Origin of the sequence: Umezawaea sp., from assembly GCF_036375055.1 — a bacterium.
Lineage (GTDB): Bacteria > Actinomycetota > Actinomycetes > Mycobacteriales > Pseudonocardiaceae > Umezawaea.
This window is the reverse complement of the sequence record NZ_DASUSQ010000170.1, coordinates 24107-44930: the sequence shown is the minus strand read 5'-3', so window position 1 is coordinate 44930 and position 20824 is coordinate 24107. Positions and strand designations below refer to the sequence as shown.

Sequence of the window (20824 nt, the reverse complement as noted above, 5' to 3'; positions counted from 1 at the left end):
GTCGCGCCACGACTGGATGTCGCGCCACGACTGGATGTCGCGCCACGACTGGATGTCGCGCCACCACTGGGTGCCGCGCCACCACTGGGTGCCGCGCCACCACCGGATGTCGCGCCACCACTGGGTGCCGCGCCACCACTGGGTGCCGCGCCACAACTGGATGTCGCACCACCACTGGATGTCGCACCACGCCGGGTGCCGCACCACCGGGCGATGTCGTGCACACGACGTGATTCGTTGCCAAAACCACTGTCCGCGAGGGGAAGCGCATGGCTTCGCACAACCGCGTGATCTCGTTCCTCGTCATGCTGGCCACGGCACTCGGCCTGGTCGCCGCCCCGGCCGCGCACGCCACACCGCGGGCGCCAATCGCGCAGGTGACGTGTGAGAAGCCGTTCTCCCTGGGCGACGAACGACTCGGACCGAGGGACCTGCCGCCGCCGTCCCACGTGGTCGGCCAGTTGCTGATCGGGTACAAGCGGTTCGGCGACGAGCCGAACCACCAGAAGTTCCTCAAGACGTACTGGAGCGGCGAGGGCTGGAAGTACCCGGAGAACGACGGTTTCGCCGGCGAGCCGACGGCCGTGCTGCTCAAGCCTGGCGAGTTCGTGGACCGCTTCGGCGGGCAGTCCGGCAGGTTCCTGGCGCCGACGGGAACGCCGTTCGCGCAGCGTTCCATACCGCCCCAGAGCCTCAACACCTGCGAGTACGAGGCGGGCGTCCGGATGCCGTTCGGCTACTACCGCTACCAGGTGGAGAAGGAGTTCGAGGTGCTCGGCGGGCCCGCGGCGAAGTGGTTCGGACAGTCAGGTGGGGGGACGCAGTACAAGGTCGTGTCGCCGAACCCGCCGGAGCGCCGCAACGTCGCCTGGCTGGTCCAGAACAGCTACCTCAGCGTCGTCGGGTGACCGAGGCCGCCGTGGACCGGGTCGCGCTGGCCGAGGCACTGGACCGCGCGGGCGTTCCGCGCGCGATGTACGAGATCGAGGGGGTGCGCGAATTCGGCGCAGTGCCGCCCACGGACTTCTACTTCCTGCGCGAGCGCGCCGGTCGGTGGCAGGTAGGCGTGTACGAACGCGGCGAGTACGACCCGTTCGAGGACTACGACACCGAAAGCGAGGCAACCGAAGCCTTCCACCATCGACTGATCGCGACCTAGCCGTTGTGACCGATGAGGTTGCGGACGGCGTGTCGAGTGGAACGAGCGAGGACCTCTGGGTGAAGTGGATGTGCCTGACGCACCCGATCCGCACAGAGGTCCTCGCCCGCACGGTATCGCCCGCACCACCGTCCACGCCCGCGGACTCGTCGTCACCCGCCACGCGGCAGGCTGGGCTTCCGCCCGCATCGCCGAACAACTCGGCATCTCCCGCATCGCCGAACAACTCGGCATCTCCCGCACCACCGTGCACAAATGGCTCACCCGCCACCGCCACGAAGGCGACGCCGGACTGCTCGACCGCACCTCACGTCCGCACCACAGCCCCCGACACACCACACCCGAGGTCGAGCAGCGCATCCCGACCACCCGCCGGCCGATACGTGGAGGCCCACCACACCTGGCCGGTCTGCTCGGCCTGCCCGCCTCCAGCCTCGGTCGGGCCCTACGCCGCCACGCCGTGCCCGCCCTGGCCGTCACGGACCCGATCACCGGCACACCGCTACGCCGCCGCCACACCGACATCCGCTGTGAACGCCCCCACCCGGCGACCTGCTGCACATCGACGTCAGGAAAGTGGGCCGGATACCCGCCGGCGGCGGCTGGCGCGTGCACAGCCGCAGGGAAGCGGTGCGTGGCCGGGGCCTCGGCTACGACCACCCGCACGTCGCGGTGGACGACCGGCCCCGCCTGGCCTACGTCGATGCCCTGCCCGACGAACAGAACGTGACCCGCGCGGGTTTCCCCTCCCGCGCTGTGCGGTGGTCTCACGACCGGCACGTGCGGGTGCCGCGGATTCCTGACCGACAACGCCGAGGTCTACCGCGTCGGCACGAACTGACGGGCGGTCCGCGTCGCGTTGGGCATCCGCCGCCGGTTCACCAAACCCGGCTGCCCGTGGACCAACGGCAAGGCCGAACGGTTCAACCGCACCCTGCACACCGCGTTCGCCGCACACCGCGTTCGCCCACACCCGTGCCCGGGCCGGCAACACCGACCTCCTGCCCGCCCTGCCCGCCTGGAGCCACGACCACAACACCCGACGAGCCCACAGCGCCCTCGGTGGCCGACCACCGATCAGCCGCATGGTCGCCTCTCAACTGGCACGTGTCGAGCCGCTGCTCCCGGTCGTCCACCACGACCCTCGTCACCCCGGTCGTCCTCGTCCGGACGACCGCACAGCGTTGCGCGGCATCCTGTTCGTGCCGCGACACGGCCATTCAGCGGGCATTCCTGCCCAGGAGCGGGGCTTCGGTTCCGGCATGACCTGTTGGCGACGGCCGCGGGACTGGAACGACGCCGGGGTGTGGCAACGCCTGCACGAACACCTGCTCGCCGCACTGAACGCCGCACATCACCCGCCTCCCGCGAGCGGCCACCGCCGCCGCGGGAGGTGCTTGGGACACAGGCCCACATCCGAGACGTGAGCCTGGCTTTAGACTGGCGGTGCGCAGGCATGTGCGAGCCCATCCCCAGACCTGACGGCAAAGGGAAAACATGACGATCGACCAGAACAAGACTTCCGTCAAAAAACTGGTCGAAGGCCTAGGAACGAACGGCAGTCCGGACGCCTTTGACCTTCTTCACGAGGACGCGGTGTGGACCGTCATGACTGACGCCGCCACTTTCCCGGTATCCGGTGACATGTCAAAGTCCGCGTTCATCGAGCACATGAAGAGGTTCCACGACTCGCTTCCCAGCGGTATCGGCATGTCGGTGACCAGTGTGATCGCAGATGAAGCCAACGCGTCGGTGGAGGCGACGTCGAGCGCGCTCCTCGCCAACGGGAAGAGCCTCAACCAGGTGTATCATTTCGCATTCGAATTGGTGGACGGCAAGATTGTCGCGGCACGCGAGTACATCGATACGGCCCGTGCCCTCTCCGCGTTTTCCGGGTGAGCGATCTGTTCGCGAGCCGGCGACCGCGACGGCCCCGCACCGAGGGGACGGCCTGGATCAGAGCCAATGACTGGGTGACGTCGTTGCGGTAGCCGCCGGTCGGCGACACCACCAGCGGAATGCCGTGCGCCTCGGTGATCAGGTGGTGCTTCGAGCCGGATCGGGCGCGGTCGACCTGGCTCGGTCCGGTTGTGGGCCGACCTCCATGGCCCGCAGGTGCGAGCCGTCGATCACCGCCCTCGACCAGTTCAGTGCGCTGGCGCCGTTCAACTCGGCGAGCAGGCGTTGTCACACCCCGGCCTCGTTCCAGTTCGGTAGCCGTCGCCAACAGGTCATGCCGGAACCGAAGCCCCGCTCCTGGGGCGGGAACTCCCGCTGAATGGCCGTGTCGCGGCACGAACAGGATGCCGCACACCGCGGTGCGGTCATCCGGACGAGGACCTGCCGGTCGATCGTCGGTGGCCGTCCACCCGTGGAGCCCTGGCGGATTCAACTGGTTGTCGCAACACCTCGATGACGGAGGTGTTGGATGGGATGGCCGAGGAAGCAGGTGCCGCAGGCGCCGAACGGGGCTCGACGTCAGCGGGCTGCGGATCGGGCGGTGCGGGCGCCGATGCGCTCACCCGGGCGGCCTTGTCGTCGGAGTAGCCGTGGAGGCGCTCCTTGGTGACGCCCGCGCGCGTCGCGATGCGCTCGACGGTGGTGCCGCGCGGCCAGTGCCCGCCAACGCCGCCTCACCCAGTCGTCGCTCGGGCTGTCCACGTCTCGCGCCACGGCCCCAGGATGCCGGAAGGCCAACGCCGACGGTGACGTGGAGCGTCCACTGTCGTCGCCGGTGGTACCCACGCTCGCGTTGGCGACGATCGGAACGGGGGAACCATGAGCGGCACCGCATCCGACCGGACCGCTCTCCTCGTCGGGGCGTCGCGCGGGCTCGGACCCGCGATGGCCGTCGAGAACGTGGCTCACGGTGGGCGGGTGGCCGTCACCGACCGGACGAGGGTTGCGCGACCTCTGGGAGCGACAAAACGGCAGTGTCGGCAGAACGGCCACTCGGACTAGTTCGGGCGGCCGTTCGGCCTGTCCGGTCGTGTCCGATCCACCGCCATACGTGAGAAGTCTTCACAAGGGTGTGGACGGGGCTGGCATTTGTGCGTACGGTGGCCGCTGAGTGACCGTACCGGGCAGTAGGAATGTTCTGGATCCGGAGCGGCAACTCGTTTCTCGCATGTGTCGCAAAGGTGAACTAGCTCAACTGAAGAATGCTGATTTCCTTTCTCGTCCAACCCTGCATGGTTGAGGAGGAGACCCAGTGAATGCCCTGTCCGAACGTGACCTCGTGCTCGGTGCGAGTCCGTTCGCCGAGCCGAACGCAGCCCTGGTGATCGCTGTCGGGCGGGCCGGTGGGCTGGGCGTGCTCGACCTCGGCCGCGACGCGTCCACGGCGAGCGCCGCGCTGGACCTGGTGGTCCGGCGGTTGCGGCGGCCCTTCGGCGTCCGGTTGGTCGAGCCGTGTCCCGTGCCGCTGCCCGCGCTGGTCGACACCGTTGTCGTGGATCTGAAAACCTTTGTGCCACAACGGGTTGATCTGGGTGAACGGCGTGTGCTGGCGGAGGTCACCTCGGTGGCCGAGGCTCGTGCCGCCGTCGAGTTCGGTGTGGATGGTGTGATCGCCAAGGGCTGCGAGTCCGGCGGACGGGTCGGTGGGTCGACCACGTTCGTCCTCCTCCAGCAGGTGCTCGCGGAGATCGACTCGCCGGTGTGGGCGGCCGGTGGGATCGGGCCGGACACCGCCGCCGCGGCGGTCGCGGGCGGTGCCGCCGGAGTGGTGCTGGACGGTCAGCTCGCTCTCGTCGCCGAGGTCGCCGAACGGCTTTCCGGAGAACTCGCCAGTGCCCTCGCCGCGATGGACGGCAGTGAAACCGCCGTTGTCGCAGGTCGGCGTGTACTCGTGCGCAGAGGATTGGCCGACAATGCGGTGGCTATCGGTCAGGACGGCGCTTTCGCGGAATCATTGCGGCACTCGTACGCGACCGCGGGTGGTGTTGTCGTGGGTATTCGCACCGCCATTCGGGGTAATCTCGCGCTGGCCGTCGAACACCCGTCGCTGCGGGAGAACGGGCCGCTGTGCCTGCGGGTTCCCGGCCTCCGGTACCCGGTGGCGCAGGGCCCGATGACCAGGGTGAGCGACCAGCCCGCGTTCGCCGAGGCGGTGGCCGAGGGCGGCGGTCTGCCGTTCCTCGCGCTCGCGCTGATGGACGGCGCGCAGACCGGGACCCTGCTCGACGAGACCGCGCTGCGGCTCGGCGACCGGCCGTGGGGCGTCGGCATCCTCGGGTTCGCCGACCCCGAGCTGCGCGCGGCGCAGCTCGCCGCCGTGCACCGGGTGAAGCCGCGCTGCGCGGTGGTCGCGGGCGGCACCCCGGCGCAGGCCAGGGAGCTGGAGGCGGCGGGGATCGAGGCGTTCCTGCACGTCCCGTCGCCCGCCCTGCTGAGCCGGTTCCTCGACGAGGGCGCCCGCAGGTTCGTGTTCGAGGGCTGGGAGTGCGGCGGCCACACCGGTCCCCGGTCGAGCTTCACGCTGTGGCAGCAGCAGATCGACGTGCTGCGGGCGCGCGAGTCGGTGCTCGGCGAGGTGAGCGTGCTGTTCGCGGGCGGCGTCCACGACGAGCGGTCGGCGGCGATGGTGTCCGCGCTGAGCGCGCCGCTGGCCGCGCGCGGGGCGGCCGTCGGTGTGCTGATGGGCACGGCGTACCTGTTCACCGAGGAGGCGGTGCGGCACGGCGCGATCCTGCCCGCCTTCCAGCAGGTCGCCGTGGAGTGCGCGGAGACCGCGCTGCTGGAGACCTCGCCGGGGCACAGCACCCGCTGCGCCAGGACGTCCTACGTGGACGCCTTCGAGCAGGAGCGCGAGCGGCTCGCCGAGCTGCCCCGGCAGGAGAAGTGGCAACGGCTGGAACGGCTGAACCTCGGCCGCCTGCGGATCGCCAGCCGCGGTCTGGTGCGCACCGAGTCCGGTCTGGTCGACGTGGACGCCGACGAGCAGCGGCGGTCGGGCATGTTCATGATCGGGCAGGTCGCCACGCTGCGCGCGCACCGCACCGACATCGCCACCCTGCACCGCCAGGTGACCTCCGGGGACCTGCTGGCCGACCGCTGCGCCGACTTCGCCGAGCCGGACGCGTCCCCCGCCGAGCCGCTCGACATCGCGATCGTCGGGATGGCCACGATCCTGCCCGGCGCGGAGGACGTCGCCGAGTACTGGTCGGCCGTGCTGGCCGGCACCGACGCGATCACCGACGTGCCGCCGGACCGCTGGGACCCCGACCGCCACGGCAGCCCGTACCGCCGGGGCGGTTTCCTGCCCCGCGTCGCGTTCGACCCGCTGGCCTACGGCATCCCGCCGACCTCCCTGACGTCCATCGAGCCCGCCCAGCTCCTCGCGCTGGAGGTGTCGGCGCGGGCGTTGGCCGACGCGGGGTACCGGACCCGCGTGTTCGACCGCGAGCGCACCTCGGTGATCTTCGGTGCCGAGGCGGGCGCCGACCTGGCCAACGCCTACACCGTGCGCTCCTCGTTGCCCGCGCTCTACGACGGCGCACCGCCCGCCGAACTCGACGAGTACCTTCCGACGCTGACCGAGGACTCCTTCCCCGGCGTGCTGGGCAACGTGATCGCCGGTCGCGTCGCCAACCGGCTCGACCTCGGCGGCGCCAACTACACGGTGGACGCCGCGTGCGCGTCCAGCCTCGCCGCGCTCGACGTGGCCTGCAAGGAGCTCGTCGGCGGCACCAGCGACATGGTCCTGTGCGGCGCGGTCGACCTGCACAACAGCGCGCACGACTACCGGATGTTCGCCTCGGTGCACGCGCTCTCGGCCACCGGCCGGTGCGCCACGTTCGACTCGTCCGCCGACGGCATCGCGCTGGGCGAGGGCGTCGCGTGCGTCGTGCTCAAGCGGCTGGCCGACGCGGAACGCGACGGCGACCGGGTCTACGCGGTGGTCAAGGGCATCGGCGCGTCCAGCGACGGCCGGTCGCTCGGCCTGACCGCACCGCGCGCCGAGGGACAGCGCCGTGCCCTGCGCCGGGCCTACCGGTCGGCCGGGGTGCCGGTGACCTCGGTCGGCCTGGTCGAGGCGCACGGCACCGGGACGGTCGTCGGCGACCGGACCGAACTCGCCGCGCTCACCGAGCTGTTCACCGAGGCAGGGGCCCCGGCGGGCAGCTGCACGATCGGCTCGGTGAAGTCGCAGATCGGGCACACCAAGTGCGCGGCGGGCCTGGCGGGCGTGATCAAGGCGGCACGGGCCGTGCACACCGGGGTGCGTCCCGGCACGCTGCACGTCACCGAACCCAACCGGTACTGGGACGCGGACACCAGCCCGTTCTCCTTCGGCAGGCGCACCTGGGCCGCGCCGCCCGCCGAGCGCACCGCCGGGGTCAGCGCCTTCGGGTTCGGCGGCACCAACTTCCACACCGTGCTGTCCGGCTACGACGGCGCGGACGAGCCCGCGCACGGCGTGCAGGTCTGGCCCGCCGAGCTGTTCGTGTTCCGCGGCCGGGACAGGGCCGCCGCGCAACGGGTGGCGGCCGAGGTGGCCCGGCTGGCCGCCGACCCGCGGACCCCGCTGCGCGACCTCGCCGCCGCGGCGGCCGCCGCGGCGCCGGGACAGCCGGTGCACGCGACGGCGGTGGTGGAGGACCGGGCCTCGCTCGCGGCGGCACTGGCCGACGTCCAGGCCTGGCGGGCCTCCGCCGCCGTTCGCCTGCGCTCGGAGGTCGGACCGCCGCCGAAGGTGGCCTTCCTGCACCCGGGGCAGGGCAGCCAACGGCCGGGCATGCTGCTCGACCTGTTCACCGCGTTCCCCCGGCTCCAGGCGACGCTGCGGCTCTCCGGCGGGCGGTACGAGGACGTGGTGTTCCCGCCCGCCGCGCTCACCCCCGCCGACGCCGAGCGGCAGCGCGCGGCCGTCACGGACACGCGGGTCGCCCAGCCCGCGCTGGGCATCGCCGGTCTCGCGCTCACCGAACTGCTCGGCACGCTCGGCGTCCGCCCGGACCTGGTGGGCGGCCACAGCTACGGCGAACTGGTCGCGCTCGCCTCCGCCGGGGTGCTCGACCCGCAGCAGCTCCTCGACCTCAGCGCGGCGCGCGCCGAGGCGATCACCGACGCGGTGGGGGAGGAGCCCGGCACGATGGCCGCGGTGTCGGCCGCGCTGGAGCAGGTCGAACCGCTGCTGCGCGGTCCGGTCGTGGTGGCCAACCACAACTCGACCCGCCAGGTGGTGATCGCCGGTCCGACCGGGGCCGTGCACGCGGCGATGGCCGACCTGTCCGCCGCGGGCCTGTCCGCGCGCGCGATCCCGGTCGCCGCCGCGTTCCACAGCCCGCTGATGGAGCCCGCGCGGCAGCGGTTCGCCGACGTGCTGGCCGCGCAGGAGTTCGCGGCACCGCGCATCCCCGTCTGGTCCACCGTGGACGGTCAGCCCCATGGGGCGGGGACGGTGAAGGAGAACCTGGCCGCGCAGCTCGCCGGGCGCGTCCGGTTCGTCGACCTGGTCGAGTCCATGTACGCCGCGGGAGCCAGGGTCTTCGTCGAGGCCGGACCCGGCGGCGTGCTCACCGGGTTCGTCCGGCAGGTCCTCGGCGACCGGCCGTTCGTCGCCGTGCGGTGCGACGCGGCCGGTCAGCACGGTGTCCGCACGCTGCTGCACGCCCTGGCGGAGCTGGCCGCCGCCGGGGTGCCGATCGACCCCGCACCGCTGTTCACCGGTCGGGCCGAGGCCGCGGTGGCGGTCCGACCGAAGCCGACCTGGTTCGTCGATGGAGGACTCGTGCGCGACAGCAACGGCCACGCGCTGCCGGGTGGACTGCGACCGGCCGGTGAGGCGCCGCGGCTGTCCGCGGTGACCGGACCGGCGATCAGCCGCGACGCCGTGGTCAAGGAGTTCCTGGACGGCATGCGCGAGGCGGTGTCCGCGCAGCGCGACGTGCTGCTGACCTACCTCGCTCCCGGCGGCGCCGTGCCCGCGCCGCAGGCACCGGTGGCCGTCCGTCCGGAGACCGGCAGGCCGGAGATCGCCGCCGCCCCCGAGCCGGTGGCGGCCGACACCCCGGCGAAGGACCTGGACATCGGCCAGGTCGTGCTGCGGACCATCAGCGCCCGCACCGGGTACCCGCCGGAGATGCTCGATCCGGGGCTGGACCTGGAGGCCGACCTGTCCATCGACTCGATCAAGCGCACCGAGATCATCGGTGAGCTGGCGGCCACGCTCGGCCTGACCGGCACCTCGGTCGACGACCTGGCGCGGATCAAGACCATCGAGGGCATCGTCGGCTGGTTCGGCGCCACCCCGGCGGCACCGCCGGCACCGGCGGCACCGTCCGGGCGGCCGGTGCGGCTGCTGCCGGAGGTCGTGCCCTGCGGCCGGGTCGAGCCGCCCGCCACGCTCGCCGGTCGCACGGTGCTGGTCGTCGACGACAACGGCGTCGGCCTGGAGCTGGCCGACCTGGTCGAACGGCACGGCGGCACACCGCGCACCGTGCCCGCGTTCCCCGACGACGTGTCCGGCGTGGACGTCGTGGTGCGGCTGGGCGCCCGGCTCCCGGAGGCCTACGAGGAGGTGCGGACGTGCCTGGTCGGCGGCGTCGGCGTCCTCGTGGTCACCGCGGCGGGCGGCGCGTTCGGCTTCGGCGAGTCCCCGGCCGAGCCACCACCCGGTCTCGCGGGCGCCGACCCGCTGCCGCCGGACATCGGTCTGCACGGCCTGGTCCGGACCGCCGCCCTGGAGTACCCGGACCTCCTCGTCCGGGCGGTGGACGTCAACCCGAAGGAGAGCCACCGGGTCATCGCCACCGCGCTGCTCGCCGAACTGTCCACGAAGGACGGTCCATCGGTGGTCGGGCACCTCGGTGGACGGCGGCACGCCGTGGAGCTGCGGCCGGTCGAGCTGGCGGGCGACCCCGCCGGACCCGGCCTGGACGCGGACGGCGTCGTGCTGCTCACCGGTGGTGCCAGGGGCATCACCGCGCTCACCGCCATCGCGCTCGCCGAGGCCACGGGCTGCCACATCGAGCTGATCGGCCGGACGCCCGCGCCGTCCCGGTCGGAGGACCCGCTCACCGCGACCGCGCCGGACGAGGCCGGTGTGCGGCGCGCGCTGGTCGAGAGCGGCGTGCGGGACCGCGACACCGTCGCCGCCCGAGCGCGCCAGGTGCTCGCCGAACGCGAGGTCCGGCAGACACTGGACCGCCTGCGCTCCACCGCGTCCTCGGTGCGCTACCACCAGTGCGACGTGCGGGACGCCGACGCCGTCCGCGCGGTGCTGGCCGACGTCACCGCGCGCCTCGGCCGCGTCGACGGGGTCGTGCACGGTGCCGGGGTGCTCGACGACCGGCTGATCGCCGACAAGACCGCGGAGTCGTTCGCGCGGGTCTACGACACGAAGGTCTCCGGAGCCCGGTCGCTCGCCGTGAACCTGCCGGACGACCTGTCGTTCCTGGTGCTGTTCGGCAGCGTCAGCGGTGTGCACGGCAACCGCGGCCAGGCGGACTACGCGGCGGCCAACGACGCGCTCGACCGGATGGCGCGGTTCTGGTCGGCGCAGACCGCGGCCCGCGTGGTCAGCGTCGACTGGGGGCCGTGGGCGGGCGCGGGCATGGTGTCGCCCGAGCTGGCCCAGGAGTACGCGCGCCGCGGCGTGCCGCTGATCGACCCCGGCCAGGGCGTCGCGGCCCTGCTGGGGGAACTCGCCCTCGGCCGCCGCGAGGACGTCCAGGTGGTCTACCGGTGCGAGGAGGGGTGAGCACCGACATCGCGATCGTCGGGCTCGGCGCGCTGTTCCCCGGCGCAGCCGACGCGCCGGCGTTCTGGCGCAACGTCGTCGGCTCGGTCGACGCGCTGACCACCATCCCGCCCGCCCGGTGGGACCCGGCGACCTACTACCGGCCGGACTCCGTGGCGAGCGACCGCTTCTACTGCCGTCGCGGCGGTTTCCTCGACGACCTGGCGACGTTCGACGCGGCCGGGTTCGGCATCATGCCGTCCACCGTGGGCGGCGCCGAGCCGGACCAGCTGCTCGCGCTGAGCACCGCGGCCGAGGCCATCGCGGACGCGGGCGGCGAGTCCGCGCTGCCGGACCGGGCCAGGACCGGCGTGGTGGTCGGGCGCGGCGGCTACCTCACGCCCGGCTGCGCCCGCCTCGACCAGCGCGTGCGGCTCGCCGACCAGGTGGTGTCGGTGGTCCGGGACCTGTTCCCCGGATTGGCCGAGTCGTCGCTGCACGGCGTCCGGGAGGCGGTCCGCGACCGGCTCGGTCCCGACCAGCCGGAGGCGTCCATCGGGCTGGTGCCGAACCTGGCGGCGTCCCGGATCGCGAACCGGTTCGACCTGCGCGGCCCGGCGTACACGGTGGACGCCGCGTGCGCGTCCGGACTGGTGGCCGTCGAGCAGGCGGTGCGCGAGCTGGCCTCGGGGCGCTGCGACGCGATGATCGCGGGTGCCGTGCACGTCTGCCACCACCCGACGCTGTGGAGCGTCTTCACGCAGCTGCGCGCGTTGAGCCCGACCGAGCGGATCCGGCCGTTCGACCGGTCCGCGGACGGCACGCTGCTGTCCGAGGGCGTCGGCATGGTCGTGCTGAAGCGGTGGGCGGACGCCCAGGAGGCGGGCGACCGCGTCTACGCGGTGATCCGCGGTGTCGGGACGGCCAGCGACGGCCGGGCCACCAGCCTGATGACGCCGAACCCGGACGGGCAGCTGCTGGCCGTGCGCCGGGCGTGGGACGACGCCGGGCTCGACCCCCGCGCGGACGGCGCGATCGGGCTGATCGAGGCCCACGGCACCGCCACCCCCGCCGGGGACGCCGCCGAGCTGGCCACGATGATCGGCGCGTTCGGCTCGGGCGGCAGCCCGATCGGCCTCGGCACGGTGAAGTCGATGATCGGCCACGCCATGCCCGCGGCCGGGATGGCGGGCCTGATCAAGGCCGCGCTGTCGGTGTACCACGCGACCCTGCCGCCGACGCTCGGCATCGACGAGCCGCACCCCGCCCTGGACGGCACCCGGTTCGAACCGCTGCGGGCGACCCGCGAGTGGGACTCGCCGGGTCCGCGCCGCGCGGTGGTCAACGCCTTCGGCTTCGGCGGCATCAACGCGCACGTCGTGCTGGAGGAACCGCGGCGCGCCACCGCGGTCCGGGCGCGACCCCGCACGCCGGTGCTGATGTTCGCCGCGGACACCGTGCGGGACCTCGAACACGACCTGGAGAACGGCCGGAACTCGACCGCGGACCGCGGCTGCCGACTGGCCGTCTGGAACCCCGACGCCCGCAAGCTCGCCCTCGCGAGGAAGGTCGTCGCACGGGGCCGCGCGTGGACCGGACGGCACGACATCTGGTTCGCCCCGAAGCCGGTGGTCTCCGCCCCGGACCAGGTCGCGTTCCTGTTCCCCGGATTCGAGCAGCGCGGCACCGGGGAACGGACGGGCGCCGACTCGGTGGTGGACCACGCCCTCGCGCTGATGCGGTCGGGCCGCCGCACCGCCCGCGAGCTGACCGCCCTCGGCATCGTGCCGGGGGCACTCGCCGGGCACAGCATGGGGGAGTGGACCGCGATGGTCGTCGCGGGGATCTACCCGACGATCGACGAGTTCGTCGACGCGCTCCGGCCCGGCACGATCGCGGTGGCCGACGTCGGCTACGCCGCGCTGGGCTGCTCGGCGCAGGTCGCCCTGGCCGCGCTGGACGACAGCGGCACGACCGAGGTCACCGTCAGCCACGACAACTGCCCGCACCAGTCGGTCATCTGCGGCCCGACCGACCAGCTCGCCGCCGCGGTGGAGCACCTGGGCGCACGCGGGGTCATGGCCCAGGTCATGCCGTTCCGCACCGGGTTCCACTCCCCGGCGCTCGCACCACACCTGGAGGCCGCCCGCGCCACCGTCGACGCCCTGCCCGTGCACGCGCCGAGCGTGCCGGTGTGGTCGGCGACCTCGCTGGCCCCGATGCCCGCCGACGCCGCGGCGATCCGCGACCTGGTGCTGCGGCACCTGGTCGAGCCCGTCCGCTTCCGGCCGCTGATCGACCGGATGCACGACGCGGGCGTGCGCGCGTTCGTCCAGGTAGGACCCGGCACGCTGACCGGCTTCGTCGAGGACACGCTCGGCGACCGCGAGCACCTGGCGGTCACCGCCGACACCGCCGACCGCGCGGCGGCGGCGCTGTGGGCGTTCGGGTGGAAGCAGGGGACCACCCGCGCCGGGGTGCGGCTGCCGCTCGGCGTGCCCGCCATCCGGCTGGACGCCCTTCCCGACCAGCTCCGGGTCCCGGCGGTCGACCCGGCGTCGCCGGTGGCCGCGTCGGTCACCGCGCTGCTGGCGCACACCAACGACGTGGCCCGGCAGGTCGCCGACGCGCTGGCCCCGGCCCGCCCCCGCGAGGTGGTGTTCCGCCGCGAGTTCTCCCTGCGCACCATGCCGGAACTCGTGGACCACTCGGTGTTCCCGCAGGCCGACGACTGGCCGGACCTGTCCGACGGGTTCCCGATCGTGCCCGCCACCGGCCTGCTGGAGGTGTTCGCCGACGCCGCGCGGCGCGTGGCGGACGGCACCGTGACCGGGTTCGAGGCGGTGCGGGCGAAGCGCTGGCTGTGCGTCCTGCCCGCCACCGACGCCGTGATCACCGCGAGGGTCGTCGACCCGAGCAGGGTGCACGTCCGGGTCGGCGACTTCGCCGAGGGCGTGGTCCGGGTGGGCCGCTACGCCGAAGCACGGGATCCGGTGACCACCGCGCTGGAGGGCGTGCGCCCCGCGCCGGTCAGCGCCGAGCAGCTCTACCGGGACGGCTGGATGTTCCACGGTCCCCGGTTCGCCGGTGTCGCGGAGATCGAGTCGTTGGCCGACAACGGGATCACCGGCACGCTGACGCCGCTGCCCGCGCCGGGAGCGCTGCTGGACAGCGCGGGCCAGCTCATCGGCCACTGGATGCAGGTGTGCCGCGACGTCGACCAGACCGTGCTGCCGACGGGCATCGGGGCCGTCGAGTTCCACGGCCCCCCGCCGACCGGCCCGGTCCGGTGCACGGCGTGGATCCGCGAGGTCACCGCGACCGAGATGCGAGCCGACGCGGAGCTGTGGTCCGACGGCGCGCCGTGGTGCCGGATCACCGGCTGGACCACGCGGCGCTTCACCACCGACGACCGCGTCTGGCGGGTCAAGCTCCGCCCCGGCACGGAAACGCTGGCGCGGCCGGAGGACGGCGGCTGGGTCACCGTCGCGGAGAACTGGCAGGACAGCGCGACCCGCGACCTGATCATGCGCCGCTACCTGTGCGCGGCCGAGCGCGAGCACTACCAGCGGCTGGACGTCCGCGCCCAGCGCCGGTGGCTGCTGCGGGTCATCGCGCTGAAGGACGCGGCCCGCCACTGGCTGTGGCACCGGGGTGTCGGCGCGATCCACCCCGCCGAGCTGACCGTCACCGCCGACGACCGGGTGCGCGGGGCCTTCGCGGTCCCGCCCGTCGTGGTGGCCGACGCGGTGGACCCGAACCGGCCGTCGAGCGCCGGTCGCGCGGCGGCGGTCGTCGGGGACGGCTCACTGGAGATCACCGAGTCCGGCGTGGTCACGTGGACGCCGAACCGAGGAGGAGGACGAGATGGCTGACGCCGTGCTGGACCAGCTGGTGAAGGTGATCGAGGACGTCGTGGGTCCCGACGTCCTGCTGGGGATCGAGGTCGACCGCGACACCACGTTCAGCGACGACCTCGGGCTGGAGAGCATCGAGTTCGTGGCGCTGGCCGACCGGCTCCGCGGGCACTACGGAGACCGGGTCGACCTGGTCGGGTTCCTGGCGGACATGGACATCGACGAGATCATGGCCATGTCCGTCGGCAGGCTCGTCGACCACATCGAGGCGAGCGTCGGGCTGGCCACCGGCCGTGGCTGACGTCCTGGCGCGCGGGACGCGCTTCCACGTCCAGCGGCTGGGTCCGACGACCGGTCCGACCGTGGTGTTCGTCCACGGCCTGGTCATGGACAACCTGTCCAGCTTCTACTACACGCTGGCCGCGCCACTGGCCGCGAAGGGCGTCGGCACGATCCTGTTCGACCTGCGCGGCCACGGGATGTCGGCCCGCCCGGACTCCGGCTACACCCCGCTGGACGGTGCGCGCGACCTCGTGGCCATCCTCGACGAGCTGGGTGTGCACGAGCCGGTCCACCTGCTGGGCAACAGCTACGGCGGGGTCGTCGCGATGCGCGCCGCCCTGCTCGCGCCGCACCGGGTGGCGGGCGTCGTGCTGGTGGAGGCGGCCTGCGGCGGCGCGGCGGGTGAACTCTGGTTCGAGGACATGGTGAACACGCTCAGCGTGGCCGCGCTCGGCCTGGAGTTCGACCGGACCCAGGAGCAGCTCACCGCGCTGGGGCAGCGCAAGATATCCCGGCTCGCGGGCAACGCGGGCGCGCTGCTCAACGGCACGACCCTGATCGACGACATCGGTTCTGGCCCACCACTGTCCGAAGAGGACCTGCGCGCCGTCTCCTGCCCGGTGCTCGGCGTGTTCGGCGCGGAGTCCGAGCTGATCGGCGCCGCCGCGGAACTCGCCGCGCACATCCCGGACTGCACGCTGCACGTCATCGCGGGCCTGGGCCACACGGTGCTGCGCGAAGCCACCGACGACCTGCTGGCCACCGTGCTCGACTGGCTGCCCGGATGAGCCGCTACCTGTTCGTCGTGCCGCCGCTGGTCGGTCACGTCAACCCCACCGTCGCGGTCGGCGGCGAGCTGGCGGACCGGGGGCACGAGGTCGCCTGGGTCGGTCACCCCGCGACGCTGCGGACGTTGCTGCCTGAAGGGGCGCTCGTCCTGCCCGCGCTGGACGACGAGCTGGAGCGGCGGATCCAGGACGCCCGCCGGCGGTGGCTGCGGCTGCGCGGCATGGCGGTGGTGAAGTTCTTCTGGGAGGACTTCGTGATCCCGCTCGCCCGCGCCATGGTGCCGGGTGTCGAGTCGGCGGTCCGCGGGTTCGCGCCGGACGTGCTCGTGGCCGACCAGCAGGCGCTGGCCGGGCCGCTGGTCGCCCACCGCACCGCGACGCCGTGGGTCACCTCGGCCAGCACGCCCGCCGAGCTGCTCCGCCCGCTCAAGTCCCTGCCCAAGGTGGAGGCGTGGGTCGACGCCCAGATCGAGGACCTGGTGCGCGAGTTCGTCGGGCGGCCCACCCCCGACATCCGCTTCTCCGAACGCCTGGTGCTCGTCTTCACCTCCTCCGCCCTGGTGGGTGACGGGTTTCCCGACCACTACGCGTTCACCGGACCGGCGCTGAGCCACCGGCCCGACCGCACCGACTTCCCGTGGGACTGGCTGGCGGACGGGCAGCGGCGGGTCCTGGTGTCGCTCGGCACCCTCAACGGCGCGGCGGGGCAGCGGTTCTTCGGCGAGGTCGCCGAGGCCGTCGCGGACCTGCGCGGCGTGCAGGTGGTGGTCGTCGGACCGCCGGACGCCCTGGCCGGGGCACCGGACCACGTGCTGCTCGCGGAACGGGTGCCGCAGCTGGAGCTGATGCCGCACCTGGACGCCGTGGTGTCGCACGGCGGCCACAACACGGTGTGCGAGGCGCTGGCGCACGGCCTGCCGCTGGTGGTCGCGCCGATCCGCGACGACCAGCCGCTGATCGCCGACCAGGTCGTGTCGGCGGGAGCCGGGATCCGGCTCACCTACGCCAGGGTGCGCGCGCCGGAGATCCGCGGCGCGCTGGAGGAGGTGCTGGACCGGCCCGGCTACGCCGAGGCGGCCCGGCGGGTGCAGCAGTCGTTCCAGGCAGCGGGCGGAGCGTCGACCGCGGCCGATCATCTGGAGGCGGTGGTGGCGTGATCCCGGTGACCCTCACGGCGTTGGTGGTGGTGTTCGTCGTCCTGGACGCGCTGCGGCTGCGCTCGCGGGCGGCGAGCCTGCGGGTGCTCGCGCGGGGTGGTGCGTCGAGCGAGCACGTGGAGTTCACGGCGGTCGGCGTCGACCTCCCCGCCGACGTCGGGCACGCCGACGACCTCGACCTGGTCGACCTGGTCCCGCCGGACCTGCCGGTGGTGGCCGCGCTGGACCTGCTCGGCGCGGTCGACCCCAAGACCTACCGGGCCGACCGGTGGACGCGCGGGATCAGCGCGTCCCAGGCGGTCCGCTGCCGTCGTGACGCCGTCGACGGCACGCTCGACGTCAGCGACCCGACGGAGTTCGTGGCGTTCGCCCGCCGGGTCAAGGACCACGAGGGCGCCGCCGTCGACCTGGCCGTCGCACCGGGCCTGGTGGCGGGCCCGTACGACCTGACGACGCGGGCCGCTCGCCTGCGGCAGCTCGGCAAGAGGCCCGCGCTGTGGGTGGCCGGGTCGGTGATCGGCTACCTCGCGGTCGTGGGCGCCGTGCTCCTGACGCCGTGGGGACTGGTGGCGGTCGTCGCCTACTGCGCCCACCCGGTGCTGGTCTTCGCCGGAACACCGCTGCGCCCCGTGGACCTCGTGGTCGCCGCGCTGCTCCGACCGGTGCGCACGCCCTACCTGTGGGCACGCACCCCTGGCAGCCGCTGGCGTTCCACCCAGGAGCGGGAGCGCGACGAGTACGTGAGGGCCGCCGCCCCGGACTACCAGGCGGAGATCGCGCTCGGGGTGGAGCGGTTCCTCGAACCCCGCCGCGACACCTGCCCGTCCTGCGGCTCGGCCTCGCACGTGGAGTGGGTGCGCGGCAAGGACCTGGTGCAGCTCAAACCCGGCGAGTTCACCATGGACCGCTGCGTCGACTGCGGCCACGTCTGGCAGAACCCGCGGCTCACCGAGGCCGGTCTGGACTTCTACTACCGCGACTTCTACGACGGGTCCGGGGCGGGCGCGGCCGACGCGGTGTTCTCCGGCAAGGCCGAGCCCTACCACGACCGGGCCCGCATGGTGCGGCCGTTCACGACGCCCCGGCGCTGGCTGGACGTCGGGTCCGGACACGCCCACTTCTGCCGCGGCGCCAAGGAGATCCTGCCGGAGACCCGCTTCGACGGCCTGGACCAGGGCGCCGCGATCGAGGACGCGGCCCGGCTCGGCTGGATCGACACCGCGTACCGGGGCAACTTCAAGGACTTCGCGGGAGAGCTGCGCGACCGGTACGACGTGATCAGCATGCACCACTACCTGGAGCACACCCGCGACCCGTGGGACGAGCTGGACCTCGCCGCGGACCTGCTGCCCGACGGCGGCTACCTGCTGATCGAGCTGCCCGACCCGGAGTGGCGCCTGGGCAGGCTGTTCGGCCGCTACTGGATGCCGTGGTTCCAGCCGCAGCACCAGCACATGATGCCGATCGCCAACCTGAGGCGGGCACTGGTCGACCGCGGCCTCACCCCCGTCGCCGAGGAACGCGGGGAAGCCCACTCCAGCACCGACTTCGTGGTGTCGGGCTTCCTGCTCCTCGCCTCGCTCGCACCCCGGTCGCCGTCGCCGTGGCGACCCCGGAAGGCCCGGTTCGCCGCCGTGCGCGGCGCGGCGGTGTGGACCGCGGGCATCCCGCTGCTGCTCGTCGCCGGGCTGCTGGACCGGACCGTCAACCGGACCCTGTCCCGTCGCACCGACCGCGGCAACGCCTACCGCGTCCTGGCCCGCAAGGAACAGCCGTGACCGACATCGCCGACCGCCCCGAGGTGGCACCGGAACTCAGGCTGGTCCCGCACACCTTCCGGCAGGTGTTCGGCCGCCCGGCCGAGGGCGTCTGGTACGCGCCGGGAACGGTGACCCTGATGGCGGGGCACCCCCGGTCGCTCGCGGTCTGCGCCCGCTGGGGCGCGATCGTGGCGGGGGAGCGGCGGGACGACGGCGTGCTGGAACTGGCGTCGATCAACCGCCCGGCCGAGCCGGTCCCGCCGCGGGCGGCGGACGCCGTGCCGCCGTGGGCGGAACCGATCGCCGCGGTGGCCGAGAAGATCGGCGTCGGCGGTGGCGCCACCCTGCTGTGCAGCGTGGACCTGCCGCGCGGCTCCGGGCTGGCCGCGGCGACCGCGCTGGCGTGCGCGGCGGCGTTGGCGCTGCGGGACCTGCACCGGCCGGACCTGTCCACCGAGGACCTGATCGGGCTGGTGGCCGGTTCGGAGGCCGCGTTCCTCGGTCGGGCGGGCCGGGCGGTCGGTCACGACGGCGTGGTGGTGCCGTTCGACCTGGCGGCGGCGGGGCGGCGGCTGCTGGTGGTCGACACCCGGATCCGCCGCGGTCCTCCGCACCCGCTGGCGCACGCCACCGGCCTGGACGGCGACCTCGGTCGGGCGTTGACGGGGTACCACCGGGCGCGGCACCGCGACCCGGAGCAGGACGCCGTGGTCGAGGCGGCGCTGGCCGCGGGAGCGCACGGTGCCAGCGCGCTCGTGGACGAACCCGGCCGCCCCGTCGTGGTCCTGGCGGACGCGTCCGCGGTGCGCCCGATCCGGGCCGCGATCACCGCCGCGTGCTCGCTCGCACCGCGGTACGTCACCGTGCTGCCCACGGGAGGCGCCTACCGGGTGGGGTAGGCCCGCAGCGTTCCCGCGGAGCGGTGGAAGTCCTCCACGAGCGGGTTGTCGTCGCGGGAACGGGTCGCGGCGACGACCCGGCAGGGCTCGATCCCCTCGACGGCGACGGTGACGACGTCGTCCCGCGCGGTCAGGCGCCGGTCGTTCGCCGCCACGAGGGCGACGGCCCGCCCGTCGGCGACGACGTCCAGCTTGTCCTCGACGGTGTCGGCCACCAGCGGGGCCAGGGTGGCGGCGCGGTGGTCCGGGCGCGGTTCGAGCCGCCAGAAGTCGATCCACGGCGAGGGCGCTCCGGAGCAGGCGACCACGGGCTCGTCGGCGAAGTCGTCCGGGGTGACGGTGTCCTTGCCCGCCAGGCGGTGGGAGGCGGGCAGGACCAGCACCCGCGGCTCGTCGTAGAGGACGGTGAGGGTCAGGTCGTCGGTGGGGATCGGGAGGGGCGTGCGGGTGACCAGCGCGTCGACCCGGCCCTCGGGCAGGGCGCGGGTGTCCTGCCAGCCCAGGCGGCGGGTGCGGACGTGCGCGTCGGGGAGGCGGCGGCGCAGGTCCCTGACCACGGGGGTGATGACGAGGTCCTCGACGTGGCCGATGGTGATCGCGCGGGGCGACGCGGCGTCGCGCGCGGCGTCCACCGCCAGGGTGGCGTGGTGCAGCAGGGTCTGCGCGCGGGGGAGGAACGCCTCGCCCGCGGCGGTGAGCCTGCTGCCCTGGGTCGTGCGCTCCAGCAGGCGCACGCCGAGGGTGTTCTCCAGCCGCTGGATCTGGCGGCTCAGCGACGGCTGGGCGATGTGCAGGGCCGCCGCGGCACGGGCGTAGTTGAGGTGCTCCGCGACGGCGGTGAAGTAGCGGACCAGCCTCAGGTCCAGGTCGTGCGGAGGACGTGGCGCGGTGGGCTGGACCTCGCCGCCGGACATGATCTCAGCCTACCCGTGATGTCGCTGCCGCATGACGGGGTGCGGAACGGGTCTTGGACGGCAGCGGCGCGGCGCGGTTGGCTCAGGACCGTGTCCATCGACCACCGCTCGCGGACCGCTCCGCCCACCGGGGCGAGTTCCGGCACCGGCGCCGCCTTCGCCACGGCCCCGGCCCCGTTCGCCGACGCGGATCCGGAGCCCCCGGCCCCGGAGATCGCCGTCGGCGTCGCGGCACCGGTCCAGCTCACCGCGGCGTTCGCGGCGCGGGCGCGCCGTGGTGGTGGAGCGCGTGTTCGACCCGGACCGACGGACTTCCTCGTCAG

Annotated in this window: 14 protein-coding genes and 1 pseudogene; 13 read left to right on the top strand and 2 right to left on the bottom strand. The window is 73.6% G+C overall.

Annotated elements, in window-relative coordinates; translation table 11 throughout:
* On the bottom strand, positions 1-207 hold a 207-nt coding region (locus tag VFZ92_RS40075; RefSeq protein WP_330882977.1), incomplete at its 3' end, for a hypothetical protein.
* A 62-nt stretch (positions 208-269) separates the two neighbouring features.
* Here VFZ92_RS40075 and VFZ92_RS40070 point away from each other — a divergent pair.
* The 13 genes and pseudogenes from VFZ92_RS40070 (at position 270) to VFZ92_RS40015 (ending at position 19587) form a co-directional block, all read left to right on the top strand.
* Complete coding sequence (locus VFZ92_RS40070; RefSeq protein WP_330882975.1) at positions 270-908, top strand: TNT domain-containing protein; 639 nt, start codon at positions 270-272, stop codon at positions 906-908.
* Positions 905-1159 carry a hypothetical protein gene (locus tag VFZ92_RS40065; RefSeq protein WP_330882973.1) on the top strand — a complete coding sequence of 85 codons (255 nt, stop codon included), beginning with the start codon at positions 905-907 and terminating at the stop codon, positions 1157-1159. The genes VFZ92_RS40070 and VFZ92_RS40065 overlap by 4 nt, the downstream gene beginning before the upstream one ends.
* A 64-nt stretch (positions 1160-1223) precedes the next feature.
* On the top strand, positions 1224-1889 hold the full coding sequence (locus VFZ92_RS42555; RefSeq protein ID WP_414720116.1) for a leucine zipper domain-containing protein: 666 nt from the start codon (positions 1224-1226) through the stop codon (positions 1887-1889).
* 129 nt (positions 1890-2018) lie between these two features.
* Positions 2019-2099 (top strand): annotated as a pseudogene (locus tag VFZ92_RS40060) (integrase core domain-containing protein); the annotation flags it as partial.
* Positions 2100-2244: 145 nt separating this feature from the next.
* Complete coding sequence (locus VFZ92_RS40055) at positions 2245-2586, top strand: transposase (protein ID WP_414720115.1); 342 nt, start codon at positions 2245-2247, stop codon at positions 2584-2586.
* Positions 2587-2656: 70 nt separating this feature from the next.
* Positions 2657-3058, top strand: coding sequence for a nuclear transport factor 2 family protein (locus tag VFZ92_RS40050; protein WP_330882971.1), 402 nt, complete (start codon positions 2657-2659; stop codon positions 3056-3058).
* A gap of 1312 nt (positions 3059-4370) precedes the next feature.
* Positions 4371-10865, top strand: a complete 6495-nt coding sequence (locus tag VFZ92_RS40045) for an SDR family NAD(P)-dependent oxidoreductase (protein WP_330882969.1) — start codon at positions 4371-4373, stop codon at positions 10863-10865.
* Positions 10862-14719, top strand: coding sequence for a beta-ketoacyl synthase N-terminal-like domain-containing protein (locus VFZ92_RS40040; protein WP_330882967.1), 3858 nt, complete (start codon positions 10862-10864; stop codon positions 14717-14719). The genes VFZ92_RS40045 and VFZ92_RS40040 overlap by 4 nt, the downstream gene beginning before the upstream one ends.
* On the top strand, positions 14712-15002 hold the full coding sequence (locus VFZ92_RS40035) for an acyl carrier protein (RefSeq protein WP_330882965.1): 291 nt from the start codon (positions 14712-14714) through the stop codon (positions 15000-15002). Before VFZ92_RS40040 ends, VFZ92_RS40035 begins: the two co-directional genes overlap by 8 nt.
* Positions 14995-15771, top strand: coding sequence for an alpha/beta hydrolase (locus tag VFZ92_RS40030; RefSeq protein WP_330882963.1), 777 nt, complete (start codon positions 14995-14997; stop codon positions 15769-15771). The genes VFZ92_RS40035 and VFZ92_RS40030 overlap by 8 nt, the downstream gene beginning before the upstream one ends.
* Entirely contained in the window at positions 15768-16928 is a 1161-nt protein-coding gene (locus VFZ92_RS40025; RefSeq protein WP_330882961.1) for a glycosyltransferase, read from the top strand. The genes VFZ92_RS40030 and VFZ92_RS40025 overlap by 4 nt, the downstream gene beginning before the upstream one ends.
* Positions 16925-18706 (top strand): class I SAM-dependent methyltransferase, encoded by a 1782-nt coding sequence (locus VFZ92_RS40020; protein ID WP_330882959.1) that lies wholly within the window; start codon positions 16925-16927, stop codon positions 18704-18706. The genes VFZ92_RS40025 and VFZ92_RS40020 overlap by 4 nt, the downstream gene beginning before the upstream one ends.
* Entirely contained in the window at positions 18703-19587 is an 885-nt protein-coding gene (locus VFZ92_RS40015) for a hypothetical protein (RefSeq protein WP_330882957.1), read from the top strand. The genes VFZ92_RS40020 and VFZ92_RS40015 overlap by 4 nt, the downstream gene beginning before the upstream one ends.
* Here the strand turns inward: VFZ92_RS40015 and VFZ92_RS40010 are convergent.
* The gene (locus VFZ92_RS40010) at positions 19572-20501 is read right to left on the bottom strand and encodes a LysR family transcriptional regulator (RefSeq protein ID WP_330882955.1); all 930 of its coding nucleotides are present in this window, start codon (positions 20499-20501) and stop codon (positions 19572-19574) included. The two genes, VFZ92_RS40015 and VFZ92_RS40010, sit on opposite strands and share 16 nt — an antisense overlap.
* Positions 20502-20824 lie beyond the last annotated feature (323 nt).

What these genes read in the sequence shown, in the direction of transcription:
- VFZ92_RS40070 (WP_330882975.1), top strand. Translation starts at nt 270, where the DNA reads ATGGCTTCGCACAACCGCGTGATCTCGTTCCTCGTCATGCTGGCCACG.
- VFZ92_RS40055 (WP_414720115.1), top strand. Translation starts at nt 2,245, where the DNA reads ATGGTCGCCTCTCAACTGGCACGTGTCGAGCCGCTGCTCCCGGTCGTC.
- VFZ92_RS40050 (WP_330882971.1), top strand. Translation starts at nt 2,657, where the DNA reads ATGACGATCGACCAGAACAAGACTTCCGTCAAAAAACTGGTCGAAGGC.
- VFZ92_RS40035 (WP_330882965.1), top strand. Translation starts at nt 14,712, where the DNA reads ATGGCTGACGCCGTGCTGGACCAGCTGGTGAAGGTGATCGAGGACGTC.
- VFZ92_RS40025 (WP_330882961.1), top strand. Translation starts at nt 15,768, where the DNA reads ATGAGCCGCTACCTGTTCGTCGTGCCGCCGCTGGTCGGTCACGTCAAC.
- VFZ92_RS40010 (WP_330882955.1), bottom strand. Translation starts at nt 20,501, where the DNA reads ATGTCCGGCGGCGAGGTCCAGCCCACCGCGCCACGTCCTCCGCACGAC.